This is a genomic window from Candidatus Fonsibacter ubiquis, assembly GCF_002688585.1.
Classification (GTDB): domain Bacteria; phylum Pseudomonadota; class Alphaproteobacteria; order Pelagibacterales; family Pelagibacteraceae; genus Fontibacterium; species Fontibacterium commune.
In genome coordinates, this window is sequence record NZ_CP024034.1 from 967,820 (window position 1) to 990,969 (window position 23,150).

Sequence of the window (23,150 nt, forward strand, 5' to 3'; positions counted from 1 at the left end):
ATTTGCTGAAAAATAAATTAAACACACAAACTGATTAATAAAATTATAACTGCAATAAAAATTAAAAATGCAATGACTGCTTGGTTTAAAGGAAGATTATATAAATATCTAAACACAAATTAAAATTCTTTTGGTAGAGAATTATCTATTGAAACTCTGTCTCCGCCTTTAAAAAATATTGCAATCATGACGACTAGCCAAAATAATGGATACTCATATCCACCTTTAATCCAGAGAAAGCCATTTTTTAAATGAATATAAAAAGTTGCAACTGCTAATAAACCAATAAGTTGAATTGCAACAAATCGAGTTAAAAAACCTAATGCTAAAAATATTCCGCCAAAAAATTCTAAAATACCAATATAGATTGCTAATGGGTAAGCAGGCTCTAATTGAACACTTTTAAAAAAATCAACTGTGCCATTCAAATTAACAAATAGTTTACTATATCCGTGCGGCACCATCATGGCGCCAGCTACGAATCGAATGAGTGAATAAGAATAGTATGAAGTCACTTCATAAAATTTTTCCAAATAGGGAATTATGTATTTTGAATTTCTACTTACTCTCATAGTCGATAATTCTTATCAAATTAACCTATTTATATCAAAGTTAAATAACCTATTGATTGGTGCGCCCGGAAAGAGTCGAACTTCCAACCTCCAGATTCGTAGTCTGGCATTCTATCCAATTGAACTACGGGCGCTTATGCGAAAAGAAAATAATTTGATATCTTATTTTATTTTTTTAATTAAATAATCATAGGCTTTTATTCATGCAAACAAATAATTGGAGTTGGTTAAAATTTATTGCAATTGGCAGAGTATTGTCTGCTTTGACTTTTTTCATGTACGTAGGATCAATCACGCAATTGATTGACTTGTGGAAATTATCCGCAACAGAAGCAGGTTTTATTCAAACCTCACTTGTCATAGGTTTTGCGGCAGCATTATTTATAAGCTCTTACTGCTCTGATTTTTATAATTCAAATAGAATTCTAGTCATTCATTTAATTATAAATTTTTTATCTAGTTTTATATTTTTTTTAATTGCTAAAGATTTTTGGAGCGCGACTATTATTAACTTTTTTATAGGATTTGCGCAGGGAGGGATATACGGGCCTTCTATACTTTTAATTTCTGAAAAATTTAAATCAAAAAATAAAGGCACAGCAATGGGAATTATGCTTGGTAGTCAATCATTTGGATATGCTTTATCTTTAACGCTTAGTTATATTGTCACAACAAATTATGGATATAAAATTAGTTTTTTAAGTGCTTCTTTAATTAGTCTAATAGGAGCGGTTTTTCTTTTAATTGCAGTTTATAAAGATTGTTTTAAAAAATATTTATTTCCACAATCAAATAAAAAATTTTTACTAAATCAAAATAAAAAAACAAAATTTTTAATAACAGGATATACAGCGCATGCTGTAGAATTATTTGGGCTTTGGTCTTGGCTGCCAGTATTTTTAAGCATCATTATCGTAAATAAGATGTCTATGACTGCTTTGAGCGTGGGTATTCTAATTGGTTTTTCCATACATTTATCAGGAGTCTTTTCATCTGTTATTGCAGGTTATTTGTCTGATAGCTTAGGTAGAAAAAAAATATTAGTGTCTTTTTCTTTGCTAAGTGCAGGATTATCTTTTTTAATTGGATGGACAATAGAGTTAAATATATTTTTTATTATTATCATTTCTATTCTTTATAGTTTTTTTGCAATTGGAGACTCTGGTGTATTAACAGCAGCTTTAACAGAAAGTACTCCAAAGTTTTGTGTTGGCCGAACTATTGCTTATCGTTCAATTTTAGGAATTGGATTTGGATCGGCAACTCCAGCTATTTTTGGATTTATTATTGATATTACAAATAATCATGAACCTATTGGAGAAAATACAAATTGGATTTTAGCATTTTCTTTTTTAGGAATAGCAGGATTAATAGCTACTTTTTGCGCCTCTAAATTTAAATCTTAACAAAGACAAATTTAAATAATCCACTAAATTTTTTATATAAATAAAGAATTAAAAAAACGATTATTAAACAAAATATAATTCTAAAAAATAAAACTCCTGAAATATGTCCACCAATAATCATCATTAAAATTGTATCTTCAATAATTGCATGAATTAAATTTAATAAAGACAAGGAAAGTAAAATACTCTGCTTATCAATAGTACCGGATTTTGCCTCCTTTATTAATAATCCGCCTCCAAATTGAAGACCAATGGTTAAACCGACAATAATTATATTAATAGCACCAGACCTTATGCCCATAAGCTTTAATGGGTTTTCAAGGATTTTTTTTATAAATTGCTCAACACCAATTTTTTTTAAGATATTTAACGAGAAAACTAAAATACAAATTATAAAAAATATATAAATAAGGTTTTCAATTTGCCCTAAGAACCAAGAATAATAATCTGTTGCAATTGTTCTCTGCTCCAAAACTAAACTAAACTTTTCCTGTAGATATCCTATATGAAAATAAATTTTATTAAGAATAAATCCTGCTAAAAAAGCAATCCCAATTCGTAAAAACGATGCATAAAAAAATGATACTCCAGCAGCTCTTGAAATTGCACTTTCAATTAAAATGTTATGAGCAATTAAAATAATTAAAGTTAAAACTGTAACTTGTGCAACTGTTAAATCTAAAGTTGGTACAATATTGATAAATAAAATAATGGCAGCATAAACATTTACAATAATAGCTGTGACCCAAATAATACCAAACTCAGCAGGTAGACCCATTAATTGAACAATGGGCTCAAAGAAATTTGAAATAACTTTTACAATTCCAATCTCTTCTAAAATTTTGATGATGAAAATAAAAGGAATTAATATTTTATATAAAGGTAAACAAATGTCTTTAATGTCTAAAAAACTATTTTTAAAAAATGTATTCAAATTTTACTCTTAAAAAATTTCTGCTTTATAAAATTAACCACTAAAACCATTACACCGAGAGCTGTTAAGGGCACTGAGACTTTTGGATCCGAGAGTAAATCTAAATTAAATTGTGCCCCCTCCTCAATTTTAGAACTAATTCCAGAGACTAAACTCACAGAAATAAAAATACTAGGCGCTACTCCAAAAATATTTGAAAGAAATATTTTTTTAAGTTTCATATTAAATAATATTGGAATCAGTGTTCCTGCTTGCGATGGGATACCTGGAACTAGTCTTAAAAATAATAAATATGCAAAATCATTATTTTTAAAGTGACTATCTAAACTTTTATATTTACTTGAAAAATACTTAAATACTAAATCTTTGAAATAATGATTTGCAAAAATATATAAAGCTGTTGAGCCGATAGCAAAACCCATGAGTAATAGCACTGATCCTAAAAACGAACCAAAAAGAAAACCCGCCGCAATTACAAGTGGAAAACCGAAACCAAGTAAAAAAAACCAAATAGAAGAAAATAAAAAAAATAAAAAAGAGTAAGTAAAAATATTTTTTTCAATAAAAGTAATAATTACTTTTCGATCATTCTTTATAAAATCAGAACTTACATAATTGTAAATTTCATAATAAAAAAATAAGTATGTAACGAAAGCTACAATTAAAAGATAAATTAATCCTAAAATAATTTTAAGCTTTGATAATTGCGTCATTTTTAAAACTTATTAAATAAAAACTTTTACTGTACATGATTTAACAATTTACTTATAAATAGCCAAATTCTAATTATCACAATGAAAAGAACCTATCAGCCAAGTAAATTAGTAAGAAAACGAAGACACGGTTTTAGATCACGTATGGCAACTAAAGGTGGTCGAAAAGTTATTGCGCGAAGAAGATTTAAGGGAAGAAAATCTGTATCCGCTTAAGTCATGCCCAAGACTCTAAAATTTGAAAGTCTTAAAGGCAATTCTGAATTTAAAAAAATTCTTTCAGCAAAAAAAGTAAGCTCTGATTTATTTACTATTTATTATGCTAACAAAGAAACTGCTCCTGAAATAAATAAAATTCATATAAGTTTTGTTTCAGCTAAAAAGCTCGGAAATGCAGTAAAAAGAAATAAAATTAGAAGAAGATTAAAAATGGCTGCACGTAAAGCGATTACTGAGATTGATTCATTTAACAATAAATATAAGTATGCTGTTTTTGCAAAATCAAAAATATATGATGTTGATTTTAATAAAATAGTTCAAGAACTTGGATATAAATTTGGCTCGTTAAAATAATGATAAAAAAAATTGATAAACTTTTTTCTTTAATTCTAACAGGCTTTATTAAACTTTATAAATTTTTAATATCACCCTTTTTTCATAACGCATGTCATTATGATCCAACCTGTTCAGAATATTTTATACAATCTTTAAAAGAATTTGGATTTATCAAAGGAAGTTTAAAAGGAATTCTTAGGATCTTAAGATGTCACCCTATTAAATTTTTAGGCGGTGGATTTGGTTATGATCCAGTAATCAATAGAAAAATTAAAGATGGAAAATAAAAACGTTCTTCTAGCTGTAATATTGTCTACTGCAATCTTAATTGGTTGGTCATTCTATTTTGAAAATCCTGAAGAGGCTCAAAGAAAAAGAGCCGAAATTCAGGGAAAAACAGAAACTCAAACAAATATTCAAAAGCCAGAAGCGCCTCAACCCTCAAAAGCAAATCCAGCCAAATCTATTTCTAGAAATGAAGCTTTAAAAGAAAGCGATAGAGTATTAATCGAGAATAAGAATTTATCTGGCTCTATATCTTTAAGAGGCGCATTAATTGATGACATTATTCTAAAAAATTACAGAGAAACATTAGATCCTAATAGCAAACCTATTGTTCTGCTTAGTCCAAAAAAATATGAACAAGGTTATTTTGTAGAGTCGGGCTGGGCAACCACTAAATCTGATATCAAAGTTCCAGACAATAATAGTCTTTGGCAAATTAAAGAGGGTAAAAAATTAACACCAAATTCTCCAATTACTTTAGAGTGGAATAGTAGAGAAGGATTAATTTTTTCAAAAAAAATTGAAATTGATGACAAATATTTATTTAAAATTACTGAAACAGTAAGAAATGATAAAAATAGAGCGGTTGATTTATTCCATTACGGACAGATCACTAAGAATGCAAAGCCTACTACAGAAAATTTTTATATTCTTCATGAAGGACTAATTGGTGTTGTTGATAAAAACCTAAAAGAAGAAACTTATTCAGCGGTAGAAAAAGAAAAGAAAACTTATAATGGTAAAAGTGGTTGGTTTGGAATTACTGATAAATATTGGATGTCAGCTATTATTCCAGAAAGCGGTAAATCATTTAAAGGGGAGTACTCTTTTACCAATAATTATAAAGCAAATTTTATAATATCAGAACCTAATACAATTAGCCCTCAAAAGAGTGCCGCGGGAAATATCAAAATCTTTATTGGAGCTAAAGAAGTTTATCCCATCGACAGTTATGCTGAAAAAGAAAAAATTGACCGATTTGATTTAGCTATAGATTGGGGTTGGTTTTACTTTATTACTAAACCTTTATTTTTCGTAATAGACTATATTTTTAAAGTTGTTGGAAACTTTGGGGTGGCTATTATTATATTAACAGCGCTTGTAAGAAGCGTTTTCTTTCCCCTTTCTAACTACTCATTTAAGTCCATGGCAAAAATGAAAGTTCTTCAGCCAGAAATGTTAAGAATAAAAGAACTTTATAAAGATGATGTAAGAAGAACTCAGCAAGAGATAATGGCTCTTTATAAAAGAGAGAAAGTTAATCCATTATCGGGGTGTCTGCCGATCTTAGTACAAATTCCAATATTTTTTGCTGTGTATAAAATGCTTTTTGTAACCCTTGAAATGCGTCATGCGCCTTTTTTTGGTTGGATCAAAGATTTATCAGCTGCCGATCCAACAACTATTTTTAATTTATTTGGTCTAATTCCTTGGGAGCCGCCTACATTCTTAATGATTGGGATTTGGCCAATTTTAATGGGCATCACCATGTACCTTCAGCAAAAATTAAATCCAGCGCCTCCAGATCCAATTCAAGCTAAAATATTTGCCTGGTTTCCTTTCATTATCACAATTATGTTGGCAAGTTTTCCATCGGGACTTGTCATTTATTGGACTGCTAGTAATATTTTAACAATGGCGCAGCAGTATTACATCATGAGAAAAACTACGGTTAAGACTGTTTGATGGACATAAAGTCTTTTTGGCCAGAACTTGGTCCATCACTTGAAGAAGCTTCGGTTTATCTAAATAAATATAAAAATAAAAAAATAGTTCTAAAATACGGTGGGCAAGTAATGTCTGACCAAAGTTTATCAAAAGCATTTGCACAAGATGCAGCTATTTTAAGAAAATTAGATATTGATGTAACGGTCATTCACGGAGGAGGCCCACAAATCAAGACTAAGTTAGACGCTCAAAATCTAGAAAGCAAATTTATTTCAGGACTAAGAGTTACTGATAAAAATGTTATCAAAGTTGTTGAAGATGTTTTATTAAATGAAATAAATCCTGATCTAAGAGACGCTATAAATCATTATGGTGGAAAAGCAGAGTCCGTAACGGTTAGAAAAAATAATATAATTCACATTGATAAGGCGATTGATGAACAGTTGGGGTTTGTTGGTGAACCTAAGAAAATTGATATTAAAATCTTAAATAACTTGTTTAAAGAAAAAATTATTCCTGTGATAGCGCCCATGGGAATGGATGCTAAAGGACAAGTTTATAATATTAACGCAGATACAACTGCTGGAACGATTGCCAATCAAATCAAGGCTGAACGACTTTTGCTTATGACCGATGTACCGGGAGTAAATGATAAGCAGGGAAATTTAATATCACAGCTATCCACACAACAAGCTCTTGATTTAATTAATGATGGAACAATTACCGGAGGAATGATCCCAAAAATAAAAACATGTATTAGTGCAATTGAATCTGGCGTAAATGGTGTTGTTATTATTGATGGAAGAAAATCCCATGCTGTTCTATTTGAATTATTCTCCAATCTTGGAGCTGGAACGCTTATAGTAAAATAATGAATGAAATAAAAAATGTAAAATTTTGGATTTTTGATTTAGATAATACTCTTTATCCTTCATCTACAAATTTATTTTCAAAAATTGATAAACTGATGGCAAGTTTTATAACTGAAAATTTAAATGTGAGTAATGAAGAAGCCATTCAAATAAAAAACGATTATTTTAAAAAACACGGTACAACTTTAAATGGGTTAATGAAGTATCATAATATTGATCCCCATCACTTTTTAGAATTTGTACATAATATTGATTATAGTTTTTTAAATAAGAATGAGAAACTTAATAACGAAATAAAAAATTTACCTGGAAAAAAAATTATATTTACCAATGGCTCTAGAAAACATGCAAAAAATGTGGTGAGCAATTTACAACTGGATGAAAATCTTTTTTCAATATTTGATATTGTAGATTGTGAATTTATTCCAAAGCCAGAAAGATTTCCTTATGAAAGACTTATTAAAAAGTATGAAATTATACCTGAACAAAGTATTTTTTTTGAGGATATTGCAAGAAATCTTAAACCTGCGCACGATCTCGGTATGAAAACAGGTTGGGTAATAAATGAGGATAATTGGGCAAAAGAAGGTCATGATCAAGACCATGTTCACTTTAAAATAAAGCAATTAGATCATTTTCTTGAACAGTGTAATTTGTTAATTAAATAATCATGAGTTTTGAAAATATTATTTTACAAGCCTGGGAAGATAGAAATTCAATAAATAAAAATTCTGATAAAAAAATTATTTCAGCAATTAATGAAACTATAGAAAACTTAGACTCAGGCACTATTCGAGTTTGTGAAAAAAAAAATAATGAATGGCATACCCATCAATGGATAAAAAAAGCAATTCTTTTAAGTTTTAAAATTCAAGATAATAAAGTTTTATCAGGTCCTTACGCCGCATGGTTTGATAAGATTGAGGGAAAGACAACTCTTTGGGATGAAAAAAAACATCTCAAAGCTGGATTTCGAGCGGTACCAAATGGAGTTATAAGAAAATCTGCGTATATTGGAAAAAATGTTGTGCTAATGCCGTCTTTTATAAATGTAGGAGCTTATGTTGATGATGGAACAATGATCGATACTTGGTCAACAGTTGGTTCGTGTGCACAAATTGGAAAAAATTGTCATATTTCTGGAGGCGTTGGTATAGGTGGAGTATTAGAACCTCTTCAAGCAAATCCAGTTATCATTGAAGATAATTGTTTTATTGGAGCAAGATCAGAAGTGGCCGAGGGTGTTATAGTTGGCGAAGGCTCTGTAATTTCTATGGGAGTTTATCTTGGCGCTTCAACTAAAATTATAGATAGAAAAACAAATAAAATTATTTATGGAAAAGTTCCTCCTTATTCGGTGATTGTTTCAGGAACGCTTCCAAATGAAGATAAAAATAAACCAAGTTTGTATTGTGCTGTTATCGTAAAAACAGTCGATGAAAAAACTAGAAGCAAAACTTCAATAAACGACTTACTAAGAGATTAATATGCTAAAGACTATTAATGAAGTTTCTTTAGCAAGAGATCTTGTCAGATGCCAAAGCGTAACACCAAAAGATGATGGTGCAATTAATGTTGTTGCAAAAAATCTTAAAAAATTAGGTTTTAAGTGCCAAATTATGGAGTTTAAAGAAAGAGGAACTCCACAAATTAAAAATTTATATGCAAAAGTTGGAAAAAATTCTCCAAACTTTTGCTTTGCCGGACATACTGATGTTGTTCCAGTTGGAGATCTAAAATCATGGACTGTTAATCCTTTCGGTGGTGTTATTAAAAATCAAAAACTAATTGGTCGTGGAGTTAGCGACATGAAAGGCTCTATTGCCTGTTTTATAGCAGCTGTTAGTGAATTTTTAAAAAAAAATAAAAAAATGAATGGATCAATAAGTTTACTTATAACTGGTGATGAAGAAACTGTAGCTGTTAATGGCACAAAAAAAGTAATTGAGAAATTAATTCAAAAAAAAGAAAAAATTAATTTTTGTATAGTTGGAGAACCTACTAATGAAAATAAGTTGGGAGAAATGATTAAAATTGGAAGAAGGGGAAGCATAACTGGTCATTTAACAATAATTGGCACTCAAGGTCATGTTGCATATCCACATAGTTCTAATAACCCATCTACAATTATCATTGAGATTTTAAATAAAATAAAAAAATTAAAACTAGACAAGGGTAATAAAGACTTCGAACCATCAAATCTTGAAATTACAAAAATTAATATTGATAATACTGCAGATAATGTCATCCCAGCTGAAGCAAAGGCCTCATTTAATATAAGATTTAATAATTTGCACACATCTAGTTCTATTAAGAAAAAACTAAACAAAATTTTTTCTTCTACTTCTAAAAAGTTCAAAGCTAATTATAAAATTAGATACCATGTTTCTGGAGAATCATTTTTAACAAAACCTAATAAAACAGTTTACATGATTAAAAATGTTATAAAAAAAAGCACTAAAATTAATCCTGTACTATCTACAACTGGAGGAACCTCTGACGCTCGTTTTATAAAAAAAATATCTCCATGTGTTGAATTTGGTTTAATTGCAAAGACAATTCACCAAGTTGATGAAATGGCCAGGGTTGCTGATTTAAAAAAATTAAAAAATATATATCGAGACATTCTTTTTAATTATTTTAAGTGACAACTTGTATATTTACATCGAATTCCTTCATTAAACATGACACGGGCCCTGGTCATCCAGAATGTCCTGAAAGAATCCCAGCAATATTAACTGGTTTAAAAAAAATACAATCACAAAAATTAATCTGGAAAGAAATTGGGTCTTTTGATGAGAAATACATTGAGCTTACCCATTCAAAAAAATATTTAGAAAAAATTAGTCAATCATTTCCAAAAGAAGATCTAGTTTTTCTTGATGGAGATACAATTGTCTCTAAGGGCAGTAAAAAAGCGGCTTACGATGCTGTTGGAGCAATCATAAACGCAATCGATGCCGTAATGAATCAAGAATTTGATAATGCCTTTTGTGTTGTAAGACCTCCTGGCCACCATGCTGAAAAAGAGCAGGCCATGGGATTTTGCATATTTAATAATGTAGCAGTGGGTGCCACTTATTTATTAGAAAAATATAAACTAGATAAAGTAGCAATCATTGATTTTGATGTTCATCATGGAAATGGGACTCAAGATATTTTTTATAATGAAAAGAAGGTTTTATATATTTCATCCCACCAATTTCCATTCTATCCTGGCACAGGTTCTAAGGATGAAATTGGTAAATTTAACAATATTTTAAATATTCCTCTAAAGGCGGGAACGGTTTCTGAAGAGTTTTTTAATAATTATAAGAAAGTTTATGACAAACTTAATGAGTTTAGACCGCAATTTATATTATTATCAGCGGGTTTTGATGCTCACAAGAATGATCCATTAGCCAATGTAAATTTAGAGTCTAGAGACTATTACATCCTAACAAAAGAAATTATGAAAATTGCAAAAAAAATTTGTAGTAATAAAATAGTTTCAATACTCGAAGGTGGCTATAATCTTTCAGCTATTCAAGAAAGTGCTAAATATCACGTAGAGGCTTTATTAGAAGTTTAAATTAATAAATAATATTTTCTAAATACAATCCAGCTGCAGGCGCTGGAGTAGCACATTGAGAGCGATCTTTAGAATTTAAAACATCAAGTAAATCTTTTTTTGTCCATTTATTTTCACCTACAAGCTTTATGCATCCCATCATTGAACGAACTTGATGTTGTAAAAAAGACTCTGACTCAAAATAGCTATAAATATAGTCTTCTTTTCTAAAAATATTTATTTTCTTCATTGTCTTTATTGGAGATTTTGCTCCACAAGATGTTGATCTAAACGTTGTAAAATCATGAGTGCCTACTAAAATTTGTGCAGCATCATTCATATTTTCTTCATTAAGTTTTATTTTTAATTGCCAAGCTCGATCTTTTTCTATGGAAAGTGGTGAGTCTCGATTAATAATAACGTATTTATAAATTCGCAATTTTGCATCTCGTCTTGCATCAAAATCATCATTTATTAATTCAGTTTTTAAAATGCTAATTGAGTCATCTTTTAAATGAAAATTTAAAGCATCAGTAATTTTTTTAGCATCAATGTCTTTATTGAAATCAAAGTGAAAAACTTGATGCACAGCATGGACGCCTGTATCTGTTCTTCCTGCTCCAAAAATTGTTATTTTTTTTTCAGCAATCTTTTCAATCGCTTGCTCAATTGCTTCTTGAATTGACCGACCATTCAACTGTCTTTGCCAGCCCACAAATCGGGTACCATCATATTCAACGATACATTTTAATCTTGGCATTTATAATAGTTGAGATGCTTTTGGAATTTTATATCCTAATAAAAATTCTTTTACTTTTTGAATTTTTTTTCCAGGTCTTTGTATTTCTAAAACTTGAATTGCGTAATCTTTACATGCAATTAAAAGATTTTCATTAAGAGTTGTGCCAACTTTTCCTTTTTGATCTGTAACTACTGCACTCCAAATTTTAATCTTTTCATTTTTAAATTTGAAAAAAGCTCCTGGACTTGGATTTAGTGCATTGATCTGTTGCACAATTTTTTTTGCATCATTATTCCAATTAATCTCTTCATCTTCGTGTGTAATTTTTTTAGCATGGGTAGCCTTTGTATGGTCTTGTTCTACAAATTTAGCTTTATCTTCATTTATTAAATTAATTGCTTTAATAATTAGTTTTGATCCTAAAACAGATAATTGTTCACTTAATGAGCCATAATTAGATTTATGATTAATCTCTACTTTTTCAGATAACATAACCGGTCCCGTATCTAAGCCTTTTTGAATTTTCATAATTGAGACTCCAGTAAATTGATCCCCATTCATAATTGACCTTTGAATAGGCGCAGCACCTCGCCAATGAGGTAATAAAGAGGCATGAATATTAATAAAACCTTTTTTAGATAAACTTAAAAAATTTTCAGGAATAATTTGACCATACGCAACAACAATGACCAAATCAGGATTAATTTTCCTAAAAAAATTTAATTCTTGCTCATTTTTTAATGAGCTTGGATGATGAATATTTAGATTATTTTTTTCTGCTTCTACATGGATAGGTTTCTTTTCAATTTTTAAGCCTCTGTTAGATTTTTTTGGCGGCTGCGTATAAACATGAACAATATCAAATTTTTCTCTAATTAATTCTTTTAATGCGGGAACAGCGAACTCTGGTGTTCCCATGAAAATTATTTTTAATGACATGGATTACCTAAAAATTGATCTGATCTGAAACAGCTTCCTTTTTGGCTTTTGTAAGTTTTTTTAAAATGAAAGATTTTTTTAATTTCGATAAATAATCGATAAACAAGACTCCATTCAAATGATCAATCTCGTGTTGAATACAAGTTGCAAGTAATCCCTTAGCTTTTAATAGCTGTTCTTCTCCGTTTTGGTCTAAATATTTTACATGACACTGTTCTGGTCTTTCAATTTCTGCAAACTGTTGAGGTAACGAAAGGCACCCTTCTTCAAAAGTACATTTTTTTTCTGATGTCCAGACGATTTCTGGATTTACAAAATACATTGGATTATTTGGTTCTGGGTCTTTTGCGATATCTATAACAATTACTCTTTTGTGAACTCCAATTTGAACAGCGGCAAGGCCAATGCCAGGAGCTGCATACATTGTCTCTAACATATCTTTCATTAAATTTTTAATTTCAGCGTCAACTTTTTGAACTGTTTTTGATTTAATTCTCAGTTGTGGATCTGGTTCTGTTAAGATTTGCCTAATTGTCATAATGAAAAAATACTAAATCTACTTAATTAATCAAGCACTCGATACTAATCACTATTTAGAGAGCTGCGATATTTAAATGCTGAAAATAATGTTCCATCATCCAAATATTCAATCTCTCCGCCCACTGGCAAACCGTGAGCTAACTTTGTTACTTTCACATTTAGATTTTTAATACTATCTTTAATATAATGAGCTGTTGTTTGCCCTTCGATTGTTGCACTTGTTGCTAGGATCACTTCTTTTACTGAGTTTGCTTTAATCCTGCTTACTAACGAACCTATTAAAAGATCTTCAGGATTTATCCCATTTATAGCTGATAGAGTTCCTCCTAAAATATGATACTGGCCACTATAAACATTGGTGCTCTCGAGTGCCCACATATCTGCTACATTTTCTACTACACAAATCTGCTCATAATTATTTTTGTTACTACAATTACAGTCAATTTTATTAGTTTTAAAATTTCCACAAATATTACAACGCGCAACATTTTGATAAACTTTATCCAAAGCACCTGACAACGGTTTCATAATATTGTCTCTATTTTTAAGAAGATAAAGAGCAATACGTCTTGCAGATTTAGGTCCAAGTCCTGGTAATTTTGCAATTAGAAACATTAGTGTTTCTAAATCTGGGTGGGAATTAGTTTTCATTACTAAAAAGGAAGTTTAAATCCAGGAGGTAATTTTAAGCCACCAGTTATTTTTGACATCTCCTCCGATGACTTTGCATCAATTTCTTTTTTTGCATTATTAGTCGCGATAATAATTAAATCCTCTAAAACATCCTTATCTTCTGTCATTAATTTTGGATCGATATCTATCTTGATCATTTCATGATCACCATTCAAAATTACTTTCACCGCACCGTTATTTGCAACTCCTTCAGCTTGTAGGTTCTTTAATGAGGCTTTTGCTTCCATCATTTTTTGTTGCATCTCTTGGGCTTTTTTCAACATCCCACCAAAATCCATTATTTGACCTCCTCTACATCACTTAGTTCTGCATCTGGAAAATTTTCTTTGATTTTTTTATAAACTTCACTCTCAAGGGCTTCATGTAATAACTTTTTTTTATAAATTTCTTTATTTTCAAATATTGTACTTTTGCCTGTTTCTTTCGATAAAGAAATAATCCATCTTTCACCTGTCCATAATTTAAGTTTTTCTGTTAAAGATCTGACAAAGTTTTTAGATAATTTTTCGTTAAATGAAATATCAATTTTTCCCTTTTCAAATTTTACAACTCTAACATTTCTTTCTAAATCAAATTTTAATTCTATTTCTTTTTTATGATTTGTAATCTCTACCAACTTTTCAAATGAATTAATAATTTCGAAATTTTCTAATTCTTTCTTTTTTTCCAAAATTTTTGGAGTTCGATCAATTTCCTCTGTCTTTTCTTGTGTAACGCTTTTAATTTGTGTCTTGGCTGATGTTTGTTTGTTAATTATTGTTCCAGGTTTTATTTCATTAAAATCGTCTTTTTGCTCATTAGACTCTGATATTCCAACAGTGTCTGAACTTAAAACATCATCAATAAGTTGCTCTGGGCTTGGTAAATCTTTTAAATGTATCAATCTCATAATTAGCATTTGAAAAGACAGAAAATAATTAGGAACAAAACTTAACTCCTCAATTCCTTTAAGAATAAATTGCCAGATCATTGAGATATATGAAAAATCAATATCTTTAGACAAACTAAAGATAAGATCAGACTCTGATTCTGAAACTGTCAGATCATTTTCAATTTTTCCAAAACTTTTACTTCTTGAAATTAAATAAATAACTTCAAGCATATCTTGAAGGACTAACTTTGGATCTGCTCCTAAATCAAATATTTCTTGAGATTCTTCAAGAGCTTGTTCTTTTTTGCCATCAATGATTAAGCGTACAAGATCAATTATTCTTGATCGATCTGCTATTCCCAACATGGTTCGAACGGATACTTCAGTTATCTCTTCTCCTAAAACATTAAATGTTGAAATAGCCTGATCTAATATAGATAAAGCATCTCTTACAGAACCCTCTGAAGCTTTTGCAATTAACATTAATGCCTTATCGTTAATTTTTGCTTTTTCTTTCTCGGAAATTCTCTTTAAAAAAGAGAGCATTTCTTCAAGTTTAATTCTTCTGAGATCAAATCTTTGGCATCTTGAAATAATGGTTAGTGGTATTTTTTTAACCTCCGTGGTTGCTAAAATAAATTTAAGATGAGGAGGTGGTTCCTCTAAAGTTTTAAGCAAGCCATTAAAAGCTTGCTTTGATAACATATGGACTTCGTCAATAATGAATACTTTATACTTAGCGCTTGTTGGATAATATTTTGCTGAATCAATTAATTCTCTAATATCGTCGATACCTGTTTTAGAAGCAGCATCCATCTCTAAAACATCTATGTGATTTGAATTTGTTATTGCTTCACAATGACAAAAGCCATCGCACTTTTTTTCTAAATTTTCTAAATTTTCTAAATTTTTACAATTAATAGCTTTGGCAATTATTCTTGCAGTTGTTGTTTTTCCAACACCCCTAATACCTGTTAATAAATAAGCATTAGGAATACGATCCATCTTGATCGCATTTTTTATAATCTGAACCATTACATCTTGACCTATGACTTCATCAAAACTTTGTGGCCGATACTTTAATGATAAACCTTTACGATTATTTTCCATAAAAAACGGGAGACTGAGGACAACCTGAAAAATTATCGTTACGGCTGCTTCTTTTCAGACCTGACCGGATTAGCGTAACCTCCACCTGCCACCAATCTCCCAAAATATTATAACAAGATAATTAAAAAAAAACGACAGCTATAATAATTTTAATATCTAAATGAATTAGCAAAATAAACACCTAAAATATCTAATTTTTCAGTATGTTTTTTTAAAATAGAAAGAGCTTTTTTTACTGCTAAATTTTCAATATGCCCTTCAATATCTAGATAAAAACTTGCCTGCTTAAAAGAATTTCCAGTTGAAAAACTTTCAAGTTTTGTAAGATTAACTTTATTTTCAGCAAATCCTCCTAGTGCCTTGTATAGTGCTGACGGCACGCTTTTTAAGCGAAAAATACAAGAAGTAATATATTTTTTATTTTTTTTATATGTCTTTGGTCTTGCCGAAGCAGACATGATTAAAAATCTTGTCACATTGCCTTTTAAATCTTCAAAATTTTTCTTTAAAATCTTCAATCCGTAAATCTTTGCAGCAAGGGCTGAGGCAATGGCAGACTCTGACTCCATTTGATATTCGGAAATATACTTTGCAGAACCAGCCGTATCAGCAGCAACAATTGGCTGCAGTTTCAATTTATTAATATTCTTTTTGCATTGACCAATTGCTTGCGCATGGCTTCTTACAGTTTTTATTTGTTTAATAGAAACCTCTTTTAATCCCAATAAACAGTGTTCAACTTTTTGAAAGTGTTCACCTTCTATTTTTAACTTTGAAGAAGATAACAAATAATGAATATCCGCAACCCGGCCTGCAATAGAATTCTCTATAGGGATTAATAATTTACTATTCTTTATACTTTTAGTTTTTGCAAAAGCATCTTCGAAAGTTTTACAACATAACATTTCGGGTTTCTTAAAAATTTTGACTGCCGCTAAATGTGAATAAGCGCCCTGTTCTCCTTGTATAATTATTTTATTACCCATTTTTCATAATATTTCTTATTTCTTCTAAATCTTCAATAGTATCTACGCCTAAAGGATAAGAATCTGTCAGTCCTACAATTAAAGAAATATTATTATCCATAGCGCGCATTTGTTCTAGGCTTCTAGCAATTTCATTATCGCTTCTTTTTAAAGAAATAAATTTTTTTAATGTTTCATATTGATAGCCATAAATGCCAACATGGTGATAGTAAAAATTTTTTTGATTAATATCTTTCAATCTAAAAAAATCTAAAGCATTAGAAAAATTATTAATTTGCATTTCTTTTTTAGTTTCAACTTTAACAATATTTTTATTTTCTAAATCATTTTTAGAGTTTAGTTTTGTGGCAAGCGTTGCTATTTCATAAGAATTATTTTTAATAAATTTATCTAACAACTTTATTGCTAAAGGATCAATGTTGGGCATGTCTCCTTGGAGGTTAATTATATTTTTTGGCTTTTTAGAAAAATTATTTTCTATAGCTTCATAAATTCTATCAGCGCCAGTTTTGTGCTCTTTGCTTGTCAAAATACTTTTGCCACCAACCGCTGTTATAATTTTGGCAATCTCCTCGTCTGCAGTTGCAACGTATACATCTCCGACTTTACTTTCTACTGCTCGTTGCCAGCAATGAACGATCATAGGTTTATTGTTAATTAATAATAATGGTTTATTGGGTAATCTAGTTGCTCGTAAATGGCTTGGTATTAAAATAACTGTGTTGTCCATAATTAAAATTATGCGACCGTAAGACGCATAAATTAGATTTTAAAAAAAATTTTTTACTTTAAAGATTATGATGTTATACAATTTAGTTTATAAAAATCACTAGAATATGGATAGTTTTGAATTTAATAAAATTGCTGCAGCGGTACTAATTGTTGCTTTATTATTAATTGGTTTAAATCAAATTACAGATTTTATTTATCAGGTAAAAAAACCTCAAACTCCAGGCTACAAAGTTGAAGGAGTGGTTGAGGAGGCGAAAACTGCTAGCAAAGAAGAAAATAAAAAAGAAGAAAAACTTGCGGATATAAAAGTTTTATTAGCTTCTGCAAATGTTGCCGCTGGAGAAAACACTTTTAAAAAATGTGCTGCTTGTCATACTAATGTAAGCGGTGGGGCTGTAAAAATTGGACCTCCAATGTGGGGGATTGTCGGAAAAAAATCAGCTTCACATCCTGATTTTAAATATTCCTCTGCTTTAGTTGCTTTTGGAAAAACTTGGACAGTTGATGAACTTAATGCATATCTTTACAAACCAGCTAGCTATATTAAAGGAACTAAAATGGCTTTTGCGGGTATTGCAAAAGATCAGGAAAGAGCAGATCTAATTGCTTATTTAAGTACTCTTAAATAGTTTTCTTTCTATCTTAGATAAAAAAAATAAAATTAATTTTTAATGCCGCTCTCTTATTTGAGTCCACTTTTAAATCCCAATTCACTAAGAATGTTTTTTTTAGGTTTTGCTGCTGGTCTTCCTATCCTTCTAGTTTTTTCTACATTGTCAGTTTGGTTATTTAAAGCAGGAGTGAATAGAGCAACTATTACTTTATTTAGTTGGGTTGGTTTTGCTTACTCTTTTAAATTTATTTGGACACCGATTGTGGACAATTTAAAGATTCCAATATTAGGAAACTTAGGACACAGAAGAAGCTGGTTAATATTATCTCAATTAATGATTATTTTTTCATTAATTTTTATTTCTTTTACCGATCCAAAAAATTCTTTAATCTTTACAATTATTGGAGCAATATTTATTGCGTTCTCAAGTGCAACCCAAGATATTGTTTTGGATGCCTTCAGAATTGAGTCTGCGCCAAAAATTTTGCAAGGAGCACTATCATCAATGTATTTAACGGGTTACCGAATAGGAATGATTGTTGCTGGTGCTGGAAGTCTTTGGATTGCATCATTCTTAGGAACTGAAATCTATGATCAAAAAGTATGGCAACAAGTTTATCAAATAATGGCCGTACTTATGTTATTTGGTGTAATAACTGTTTTTTATTCTTCCGAGCCAAAAATTAAAAGAGATATTGAAAAAAAATACAATCAAAAAATAAAATTCTTTTTTGCTTTTTTATTTTCTCTTGCTGGTTTTATTTTATGTTATTCTTATTTTAAAGATTTAATAAATAGTAAGGAACCTATAATAAATTTTATTAATGAATTTATTAAAATTACTTTTTGTTTTTTAATATTTTTCTTAATTATATATTTACTAATAAAAACAAATTTTATTAATAAAGAATCTGCAAAAAATGCCTATGCAAAACCTGTTTTAGATTTTTTAAAAAGATACGGATCTAAAGCAACATCTATTCTGCTACTCATAGGCTTATATAGAATTTCGGACGTAGTCTTAGGTGTAATGGCTAATGTTTTTTATATAGAAAAGGGTTTTTCAATTGCAGAAATTGCTACCTATTCCAAATTTTTTGGAACGATAGCAACAATTGTTGGTGGAATTATAGGTGGTCTTGCTTCAGTTCATTTAGGAGTAATGAGATCTTTGTTTATTGGCGCATTAATTTCAGCTTTAAGTAACTTATTATTTGCTTGGTTAGCAATCATTACAGCAGATGTTAAAATTTTAGCTTTTGTTATTACCGCTGATAATATTGCAAGTGGTTTTGCTGGGGCAACTTTTATAGTTTATCTCTCGGCCTTAACATCAATAAAATTTACAGCCACCCAATATGCTCTTTTTAGCTCGGCTATGTTATTTTTACCTAAACTTATCGCAGGTTATGCTGGTAGTTTTGTAAACTTATTTGGATACCCAACATTCTTTGTTTTATCTGCAATCATTGGAGTTCCAGTTCTATTTCTAATTATCTGGATAAATAAAACTGTTAAAATTAGCAAAAGATGATTTACAGAAATAATACTGAGGCATATACATCATTTGTGAAAAAAATATTATTATCTACAGTTTTAGTTTTACTCTGCAACTCAGTTTTCGCTCAGAATTCTCCTTTCCCACTGAAGAAAAAAGATTACATAGATTTTAATAAAAAAGAATTAGAAAATATTTTTAATAATATTGATAAAAATAAAGATGGCATGATTTCAAAAGATGAATTTTTTGAAAACCCTATAAAAGAAGCTACGGCAAGATTTGATAATACAGATGCTAATAAAGATGGAATCGTTACTTTAGATGAAGAAAATGCAGCTATAGCTAAATTAAAAAAATTAGAGGCGGATGCTAAAAAGAAACAGGCTGAGCAGAAAAAAAACGTACCAGCACCAGCACCAAAGCAATAATTTAATATAAAAATTTTAGTTTTTAGTAAAAATTAAATAATACTTTTTGGTACGTATAAAGAAATGTTACTTACAGTAAAAAATCCCGTAGCGAATATTTATAAAAAAAATAATAGAAATTCTGAAATTGTTACTCAAATTCTTTTAGGAGAAGATTTTAAATGCCAAAAAAAAATTGGTAATTTTTTCAAGGGATATAAAACTTACGATAAATATAAAGGTTTTATTAAAGCTAAAGATTTATACTTAGACAAAAATAAAAAAACTCATAAAATTATTTCTAGAGAATGTAATTTATATAAAAAACCAAATAAAAAATATAAGCTTAATAAAAAAATCTTTTTTAATTCAAAAATATCTATTTTTAATGATAAAAATAACTTTATTCAAACCAATAATGGATGGGTTTTAAAAAAAAACATTAAACCTATTAATTTTAAAACAAATCACTTTCTCGATAATATAAAATTATATTTAAATACAAAATATTTATGGGGTGGAAATAGCCCTCAAGGACTTGACTGTTCTGCTTTAGTGCAAGAACTATTAAAATTTAATAATATATATTGTCCTAGAGACTCTAAAGATCAAAAAAAATTTTTCAAAAGAAAAATTTCTATTCAAAATATTAAAAAAGGTGATTTATTGTTTTGGAAAGGACATGTCGCAATTGCATTAAGTAATAAAAAATTAGTGCATGCTTTTGGTGCCAAAAAAAAAGTAGTTATCATGGGCATAAAAGAAACAATTAAAAAAATATATTCAAAATCAAAATTGCCACTATTGTGTGTTAAGCGTATTAAAAAATTGTAATTAAAAAATATTTATTAAAATGAGAACATTTTTTTCAATGATTCGGTCATCTTTTATGCCTGCTTTGTTCTTAGCCAATAACAATAGGTAGTATCTTAAAAAAAATTTAATACTAAAAATGTCTTTATTAGAAAAAAAAATTATCGCTGTTCTTGGACCAACCAATACAGGCAAAACTCATTTTGCAATCGAAAGAATGTTGCAATTTGGCTCTGGAATTATTGGCTTTCCACTTCGATTACTAGCAAGAGAAGTTTATGAAAAATGTATTCAAAAAATTGGTGTTGAAAAAGTTGCATTAATAACCGGAGAGGAAAAAATTATACCTCCTTATGCTGATTATTTTTTATGCACAGTGGAGTCGATGCCTTTAGATATAAATGCTGAATTTATTGCAATAGATGAAATTCAAATGTGCGCAGATCCTGAACGAGGTCACATATTCACCGATCGTTTATTAAATATGCGTGGAGACAAATTAACAATGTTTCTTGGATCAAACATAATGCAAAATATAATTGAAAAATTTATTCCGGAAGTAGAATTTATATTTAAAGAAAGATTTTCTAAACTTTCGTACGCTGGTCATAAAAAAATATCAAGACTTCCTGGTCGTACAGCAATTATTGCTTTTTCAGTTGATGAAGTTTATGCCCTTGCAGAATTTGTTCGAAGACAAAGAGGTGGGGCGGCAATCGTAATGGGATCATTGAGTCCTAAAACAAGGAATGCTCAAGTTCAATTATATCAATCTGGCGATGTAGATTTTCTTGTAGCAACTGATGCCATCGGAATGGGGATTAACATGGATATTGATAACATTAGTTTTAATAGTCTTAATAAATTTGATGGAAGACGAAATAGACATCTTCGTCTTACAGAAATAGGACAAATCGCTGGCCGTGCTGGCCGGTATATGAATGATGGTACATTTGGTATTACTGGAAAATGTAATGAATTAAGTCCTGAACAAATAGAAAAATTAGAAAATCATAAATTTGATAGTGTCATTAATATTTATTGGAGAAATTCAAATTTAAATTTTTCAAATATTGAAAGTCTTTTAAATAGCCTTGATCAAAAACCTAACGATTATAGTCTTTTGCGAAATAAAGATTTGCTAGATGAAAATGTATTGAGGACTTTAATAGTTAAAAATAATTATATTAAAACTGATTATAAAAATAATAATCTTTCAATTTTATGGGAATGTTGCCAAATACCAGATTTTACAAAGAGTTCTTATAACGAGCACATTGATATTGTAAAAAAAGTCTTCGAATTCTTAGTTTCTGACAAAGGAAAAATACCTAACGAGTGGATGCGCGCACAATTAAATGGTCTGGATAATGATTCTGGAAATATTGACGCTATTGCGAATAGAATCTCACATGTAAGAACATGGGCTTATGTTTCATATAAAAAAAATTGGGTCGAAAATAGTGATTATTGGATTGCTAAAACAAAAGATATTGAAGACAAACTTTCTGCAAAATTGCATGAGGAATTATCAAAAAGTTTTATTGATAGAAGAATAAGCATTCTCTCTAAACACTTAAAACAAGATGCAAAACTAGAAACTAAAATTTCAGAAAAAGATGAGGTAATTATTGATAAACAGTTTATTGGCACTATTAAAGGTTTGCGACTTAACTTAGATTTTTCAAGCACGGCACTTCAATCAGACATCAAGTCTATGAAAAAAGCTGCTCGGCAAGGGGTCGCGGAAGAATTAAAAAAAAGAATTAATAATATAATTAAAGAGGATATCGATACAGCAGCTCTTCAATTAAAACAGGATTTTAAAATATTCTGGAAAGAAAACCCTATTGCAACAATTGTGCCAGGAAAAGATTATTTAAATCCTAGAATAAAATTATTAATTGATGATTCTTTAGATGTAGATGAACAGAGTGAATTAAAAAATTATTTGGAAAAATGGATTGATAAAGAGAAAAATCTTCACCTAAATGATCTAATAAAAACCTCTAAAATTAATTTAGAGAATAGTTATGCTCGTGCCTTATGTTTTAGATTATTTGAAAATCATGGAGTATTAAAAAGATTAGATGCTGAAGATCTACTAAAAAACTTAGATAAAGAACAAAGAGCTAATATTAAAAAAATTGGGATCAAAATTGGAAGATACCACATCTATCAACCGTTAATGATCAAACCCAAAGCTGTTAATTTAAAAATAATTTTCTGGAATTGTTTTAATAATAAAACTCAAAGAGAAAAGTGCCCTACCTTTGGACTAAATTTTTTAAAAAATTTTGAAACAAAAAATAAAGAATTTTTACTTATATGTGGGTTTGAAAGCTTTGAAAATTATATAGTTAGAGTAGATATATTAGAAAAACTTTTTATCAAAATCATAAGCTCAACAAATAACAACCAATTTTCTGTATCCGCTGAGATGCTTAATCTACTAGGATGTGGAAAAGATGATTTTGAAAAATTGCTAAAATTAATGAATTATAAGAAAATAGATAAAGACAAAGACATATTTAGTTATGATTTTAAACGAAAAGTTAAGACAAAATTAAAAAACGATAGTATTAAAAAAAATATTAATAACCCATTTGCTACTCTAAAAAATTTATCTTTAAATAATTAAATAAAGA

26 protein-coding genes, 1 tRNA gene and 1 other RNA gene are annotated in these 23,150 nt (G+C 29.3%); 15 read left to right on the plus strand and 13 right to left on the minus strand.

The features are described 5' to 3' along the window. Nucleotides 1-119 precede the first annotated feature (119 nt). On the minus strand, nt 120-572 hold the full coding sequence (locus tag CR143_RS05245) for a DoxX family protein (RefSeq protein ID WP_099340776.1): 453 nt from the start codon (nt 570-572) through the stop codon (nt 120-122). 57 nt (nt 573-629) lie between these two features. Then, nucleotides 630-706 (minus strand) — tRNA-Arg (locus tag CR143_RS05250). A gap of 69 nt (nt 707-775) precedes the next feature. Here CR143_RS05250 and CR143_RS05255 point away from each other — a divergent pair. Continuing rightward, nucleotides 776-1,978 carry an MFS transporter gene (locus CR143_RS05255; protein WP_099340777.1) on the plus strand — a complete coding sequence of 401 codons (1,203 nt, stop codon included), beginning with the start codon at nt 776-778 and terminating at the stop codon, nt 1,976-1,978. On the opposite strand, the gene CR143_RS05260 is transcribed toward CR143_RS05255, so the two are convergent. Both CR143_RS05260 and CR143_RS05265 read right to left on the minus strand, forming a co-directional pair. Next, a complete protein-coding gene (locus tag CR143_RS05260; protein WP_099340778.1) occupies nt 1,968-2,912 on the minus strand; it encodes a nucleoside recognition protein in 945 nt (314 codons plus the stop codon). The genes CR143_RS05255 and CR143_RS05260 overlap by 11 nt on opposite strands. Beyond that, nucleotides 2,909-3,625: a TVP38/TMEM64 family protein gene (locus tag CR143_RS05265; RefSeq protein WP_099340779.1), complete on the minus strand. Its 717-nt coding sequence runs from the start codon at nt 3,623-3,625 to the stop codon at nt 2,909-2,911. The genes CR143_RS05260 and CR143_RS05265 overlap by 4 nt, the downstream gene beginning before the upstream one ends. Before the next feature lie 81 nt (nt 3,626-3,706). Here CR143_RS05265 and rpmH point away from each other — a divergent pair, with 81 nt between their 5' ends. Genes rpmH through CR143_RS05310 form a run of 9 tightly spaced genes read left to right on the plus strand, consistent with a single transcriptional unit; the run spans nt 3,707 to nt 10,576 of the window. Further along, complete coding sequence (gene rpmH, locus CR143_RS05270; protein ID WP_099340780.1) at nt 3,707-3,841, plus strand: 50S ribosomal protein L34; 135 nt, start codon at nt 3,707-3,709, stop codon at nt 3,839-3,841. A gap of 3 nt (nt 3,842-3,844) precedes the next feature. Then, entirely contained in the window at nt 3,845-4,198 is a 354-nt protein-coding gene (rnpA, locus tag CR143_RS05275; protein WP_099340781.1) for a ribonuclease P protein component, read from the plus strand. Beyond that, on the plus strand, nt 4,198-4,467 hold the full coding sequence (yidD, locus tag CR143_RS05280) for a membrane protein insertion efficiency factor YidD (protein ID WP_099340782.1): 270 nt from the start codon (nt 4,198-4,200) through the stop codon (nt 4,465-4,467). The genes rnpA and yidD overlap by 1 nt, the downstream gene beginning before the upstream one ends. Further along, nucleotides 4,457-6,151 carry a membrane protein insertase YidC gene (gene yidC, locus CR143_RS05285; RefSeq protein ID WP_099340783.1) on the plus strand — a complete coding sequence of 565 codons (1,695 nt, stop codon included), beginning with the start codon at nt 4,457-4,459 and terminating at the stop codon, nt 6,149-6,151. Before yidD ends, yidC begins: the two co-directional genes overlap by 11 nt. Continuing rightward, nucleotides 6,151-7,005, plus strand: a complete 855-nt coding sequence (gene argB / locus CR143_RS05290) for an acetylglutamate kinase (RefSeq protein ID WP_099340784.1) — start codon at nt 6,151-6,153, stop codon at nt 7,003-7,005. Before yidC ends, argB begins: the two co-directional genes overlap by 1 nt. Then, nucleotides 7,005-7,673, plus strand: a complete 669-nt coding sequence (locus CR143_RS05295) for a pyrimidine 5'-nucleotidase (RefSeq protein WP_099340785.1) — start codon at nt 7,005-7,007, stop codon at nt 7,671-7,673. The genes argB and CR143_RS05295 overlap by 1 nt, the downstream gene beginning before the upstream one ends. Continuing rightward, entirely contained in the window at nt 7,673-8,491 is an 819-nt protein-coding gene (gene dapD / locus CR143_RS05300; protein ID WP_099340786.1) for a 2,3,4,5-tetrahydropyridine-2,6-dicarboxylate N-succinyltransferase, read from the plus strand. The genes CR143_RS05295 and dapD overlap by 1 nt, the downstream gene beginning before the upstream one ends. A gap of 1 nt (nt 8,492) precedes the next feature. Beyond that, nucleotides 8,493-9,653 carry a succinyl-diaminopimelate desuccinylase gene (gene dapE, locus CR143_RS05305; RefSeq protein ID WP_099340787.1) on the plus strand — a complete coding sequence of 387 codons (1,161 nt, stop codon included), beginning with the start codon at nt 8,493-8,495 and terminating at the stop codon, nt 9,651-9,653. Beyond that, the gene (locus tag CR143_RS05310; protein ID WP_099340788.1) at nt 9,650-10,576 is read left to right on the plus strand and encodes a histone deacetylase family protein; all 927 of its coding nucleotides are present in this window, start codon (nt 9,650-9,652) and stop codon (nt 10,574-10,576) included. Before dapE ends, CR143_RS05310 begins: the two co-directional genes overlap by 4 nt. 1 nt (nt 10,577) lies before the next feature. Here the strand turns inward: CR143_RS05310 and truA are convergent, their stop codons facing one another. From truA to kdsB, 9 genes are all read right to left on the minus strand, one after another. Beyond that, entirely contained in the window at nt 10,578-11,315 is a 738-nt protein-coding gene (gene truA, locus CR143_RS05315; RefSeq protein ID WP_099340789.1) for a tRNA pseudouridine(38-40) synthase TruA, read from the minus strand. After that, nucleotides 11,316-12,236 carry a methionyl-tRNA formyltransferase gene (fmt, locus tag CR143_RS05320; RefSeq protein ID WP_204524596.1) on the minus strand — a complete coding sequence of 307 codons (921 nt, stop codon included), beginning with the start codon at nt 12,234-12,236 and terminating at the stop codon, nt 11,316-11,318. Between the two features lie 7 nt (nt 12,237-12,243). Beyond that, complete coding sequence (gene def, locus CR143_RS05325) at nt 12,244-12,774, minus strand: peptide deformylase (RefSeq protein WP_099340791.1); 531 nt, start codon at nt 12,772-12,774, stop codon at nt 12,244-12,246. A gap of 44 nt (nt 12,775-12,818) precedes the next feature. Next, nucleotides 12,819-13,427 carry a recombination mediator RecR gene (gene recR, locus CR143_RS05330; RefSeq protein ID WP_099340792.1) on the minus strand — a complete coding sequence of 203 codons (609 nt, stop codon included), beginning with the start codon at nt 13,425-13,427 and terminating at the stop codon, nt 12,819-12,821. A 2-nt stretch (nt 13,428-13,429) separates the two neighbouring features. Next, the gene (locus tag CR143_RS05335) at nt 13,430-13,747 is read right to left on the minus strand and encodes a YbaB/EbfC family nucleoid-associated protein (protein ID WP_099340793.1); all 318 of its coding nucleotides are present in this window, start codon (nt 13,745-13,747) and stop codon (nt 13,430-13,432) included. Further along, nucleotides 13,747-15,450, minus strand: a complete 1,704-nt coding sequence (locus tag CR143_RS05340) for a DNA polymerase III subunit gamma/tau (RefSeq protein WP_099340794.1) — start codon at nt 15,448-15,450, stop codon at nt 13,747-13,749. The genes CR143_RS05335 and CR143_RS05340 overlap by 1 nt, the downstream gene beginning before the upstream one ends. Before the next feature lie 5 nt (nt 15,451-15,455). Then, nucleotides 15,456-15,550: signal recognition particle sRNA small type (gene ffs / locus CR143_RS05345), an RNA gene on the minus strand. A 49-nt stretch (nt 15,551-15,599) separates the two neighbouring features. Continuing rightward, the gene (locus CR143_RS05350) at nt 15,600-16,436 is read right to left on the minus strand and encodes a prephenate dehydratase domain-containing protein (protein ID WP_099340795.1); all 837 of its coding nucleotides are present in this window, start codon (nt 16,434-16,436) and stop codon (nt 15,600-15,602) included. After that, complete coding sequence (gene kdsB / locus CR143_RS05355; protein ID WP_099340796.1) at nt 16,429-17,166, minus strand: 3-deoxy-manno-octulosonate cytidylyltransferase; 738 nt, start codon at nt 17,164-17,166, stop codon at nt 16,429-16,431. Before kdsB ends, CR143_RS05350 begins: the two co-directional genes overlap by 8 nt. Nucleotides 17,167-17,272: 106 nt before the next feature. Between kdsB and CR143_RS05360 the strand changes: the two genes are divergently transcribed. The 5 genes from CR143_RS05360 to CR143_RS05380 all read left to right on the plus strand — a co-directional run bounded on the left by CR143_RS05360 (nt 17,273) and on the right by CR143_RS05380 (nt 23,143). Beyond that, entirely contained in the window at nt 17,273-17,797 is a 525-nt protein-coding gene (locus CR143_RS05360) for a c-type cytochrome (RefSeq protein WP_099340797.1), read from the plus strand. A 42-nt stretch (nt 17,798-17,839) separates the two neighbouring features. Next, complete coding sequence (locus tag CR143_RS05365) at nt 17,840-19,315, plus strand: AmpG family muropeptide MFS transporter (protein ID WP_099340798.1); 1,476 nt, start codon at nt 17,840-17,842, stop codon at nt 19,313-19,315. Next, entirely contained in the window at nt 19,312-19,710 is a 399-nt protein-coding gene (locus tag CR143_RS05370; RefSeq protein WP_099340799.1) for an EF-hand domain-containing protein, read from the plus strand. Before CR143_RS05365 ends, CR143_RS05370 begins: the two co-directional genes overlap by 4 nt. 63 nt (nt 19,711-19,773) lie before the next feature. Beyond that, nucleotides 19,774-20,523, plus strand: coding sequence for a C40 family peptidase (locus CR143_RS05375; protein ID WP_099340800.1), 750 nt, complete (start codon nt 19,774-19,776; stop codon nt 20,521-20,523). 118 nt (nt 20,524-20,641) lie between these two features. Next, nucleotides 20,642-23,143, plus strand: coding sequence for a helicase-related protein (locus CR143_RS05380; RefSeq protein ID WP_099340801.1), 2,502 nt, complete (start codon nt 20,642-20,644; stop codon nt 23,141-23,143). Nucleotides 23,144-23,150: the final 7 nt, after the last annotated feature.

Bases quoted from the DNA above. Each gene is read 5' to 3' on its own strand.
- CR143_RS05295 (WP_099340785.1), top strand. From the start codon at position 7,005: ATGAATGAAATAAAAAATGTAAAATTTTGGATTTTTGATTTAGATAAT.
- CR143_RS05340 (WP_099340794.1), bottom strand. From the start codon at position 15,450: ATGGAAAATAATCGTAAAGGTTTATCATTAAAGTATCGGCCACAAAGT.
- CR143_RS05335 (WP_099340793.1), bottom strand. From the start codon at position 13,747: ATGGATTTTGGTGGGATGTTGAAAAAAGCCCAAGAGATGCAACAAAAA.
- rpmH (WP_099340780.1), top strand. From the start codon at position 3,707: ATGAAAAGAACCTATCAGCCAAGTAAATTAGTAAGAAAACGAAGACAC.
- CR143_RS05255 (WP_099340777.1), top strand. From the start codon at position 776: ATGCAAACAAATAATTGGAGTTGGTTAAAATTTATTGCAATTGGCAGA.
- dapE (WP_099340787.1), top strand. From the start codon at position 8,493: ATGCTAAAGACTATTAATGAAGTTTCTTTAGCAAGAGATCTTGTCAGA.
- argB (WP_099340784.1), top strand. From the start codon at position 6,151: ATGGACATAAAGTCTTTTTGGCCAGAACTTGGTCCATCACTTGAAGAA.
- CR143_RS05265 (WP_099340779.1), bottom strand. From the start codon at position 3,625: ATGACGCAATTATCAAAGCTTAAAATTATTTTAGGATTAATTTATCTT.
- CR143_RS05375 (WP_099340800.1), top strand. From the start codon at position 19,774: ATGTTACTTACAGTAAAAAATCCCGTAGCGAATATTTATAAAAAAAAT.
- truA (WP_099340789.1), bottom strand. From the start codon at position 11,315: ATGCCAAGATTAAAATGTATCGTTGAATATGATGGTACCCGATTTGTG.
- yidC (WP_099340783.1), top strand. From the start codon at position 4,457: ATGGAAAATAAAAACGTTCTTCTAGCTGTAATATTGTCTACTGCAATC.
- CR143_RS05245 (WP_099340776.1), bottom strand. From the start codon at position 572: ATGAGAGTAAGTAGAAATTCAAAATACATAATTCCCTATTTGGAAAAA.
- CR143_RS05350 (WP_099340795.1), bottom strand. From the start codon at position 16,436: ATGGGTAATAAAATAATTATACAAGGAGAACAGGGCGCTTATTCACAT.
- CR143_RS05380 (WP_099340801.1), top strand. From the start codon at position 20,642: ATGTCTTTATTAGAAAAAAAAATTATCGCTGTTCTTGGACCAACCAAT.
- CR143_RS05365 (WP_099340798.1), top strand. From the start codon at position 17,840: ATGCCGCTCTCTTATTTGAGTCCACTTTTAAATCCCAATTCACTAAGA.
- fmt (WP_204524596.1), bottom strand. From the start codon at position 12,236: ATGTCATTAAAAATAATTTTCATGGGAACACCAGAGTTCGCTGTTCCC.
- kdsB (WP_099340796.1), bottom strand. From the start codon at position 17,166: ATGGACAACACAGTTATTTTAATACCAAGCCATTTACGAGCAACTAGA.
- rnpA (WP_099340781.1), top strand. From the start codon at position 3,845: ATGCCCAAGACTCTAAAATTTGAAAGTCTTAAAGGCAATTCTGAATTT.
- recR (WP_099340792.1), bottom strand. From the start codon at position 13,427: ATGAAAACTAATTCCCACCCAGATTTAGAAACACTAATGTTTCTAATT.
- CR143_RS05360 (WP_099340797.1), top strand. From the start codon at position 17,273: ATGGATAGTTTTGAATTTAATAAAATTGCTGCAGCGGTACTAATTGTT.
- yidD (WP_099340782.1), top strand. From the start codon at position 4,198: ATGATAAAAAAAATTGATAAACTTTTTTCTTTAATTCTAACAGGCTTT.
- CR143_RS05370 (WP_099340799.1), top strand. From the start codon at position 19,312: ATGATTTACAGAAATAATACTGAGGCATATACATCATTTGTGAAAAAA.
- def (WP_099340791.1), bottom strand. From the start codon at position 12,774: ATGACAATTAGGCAAATCTTAACAGAACCAGATCCACAACTGAGAATT.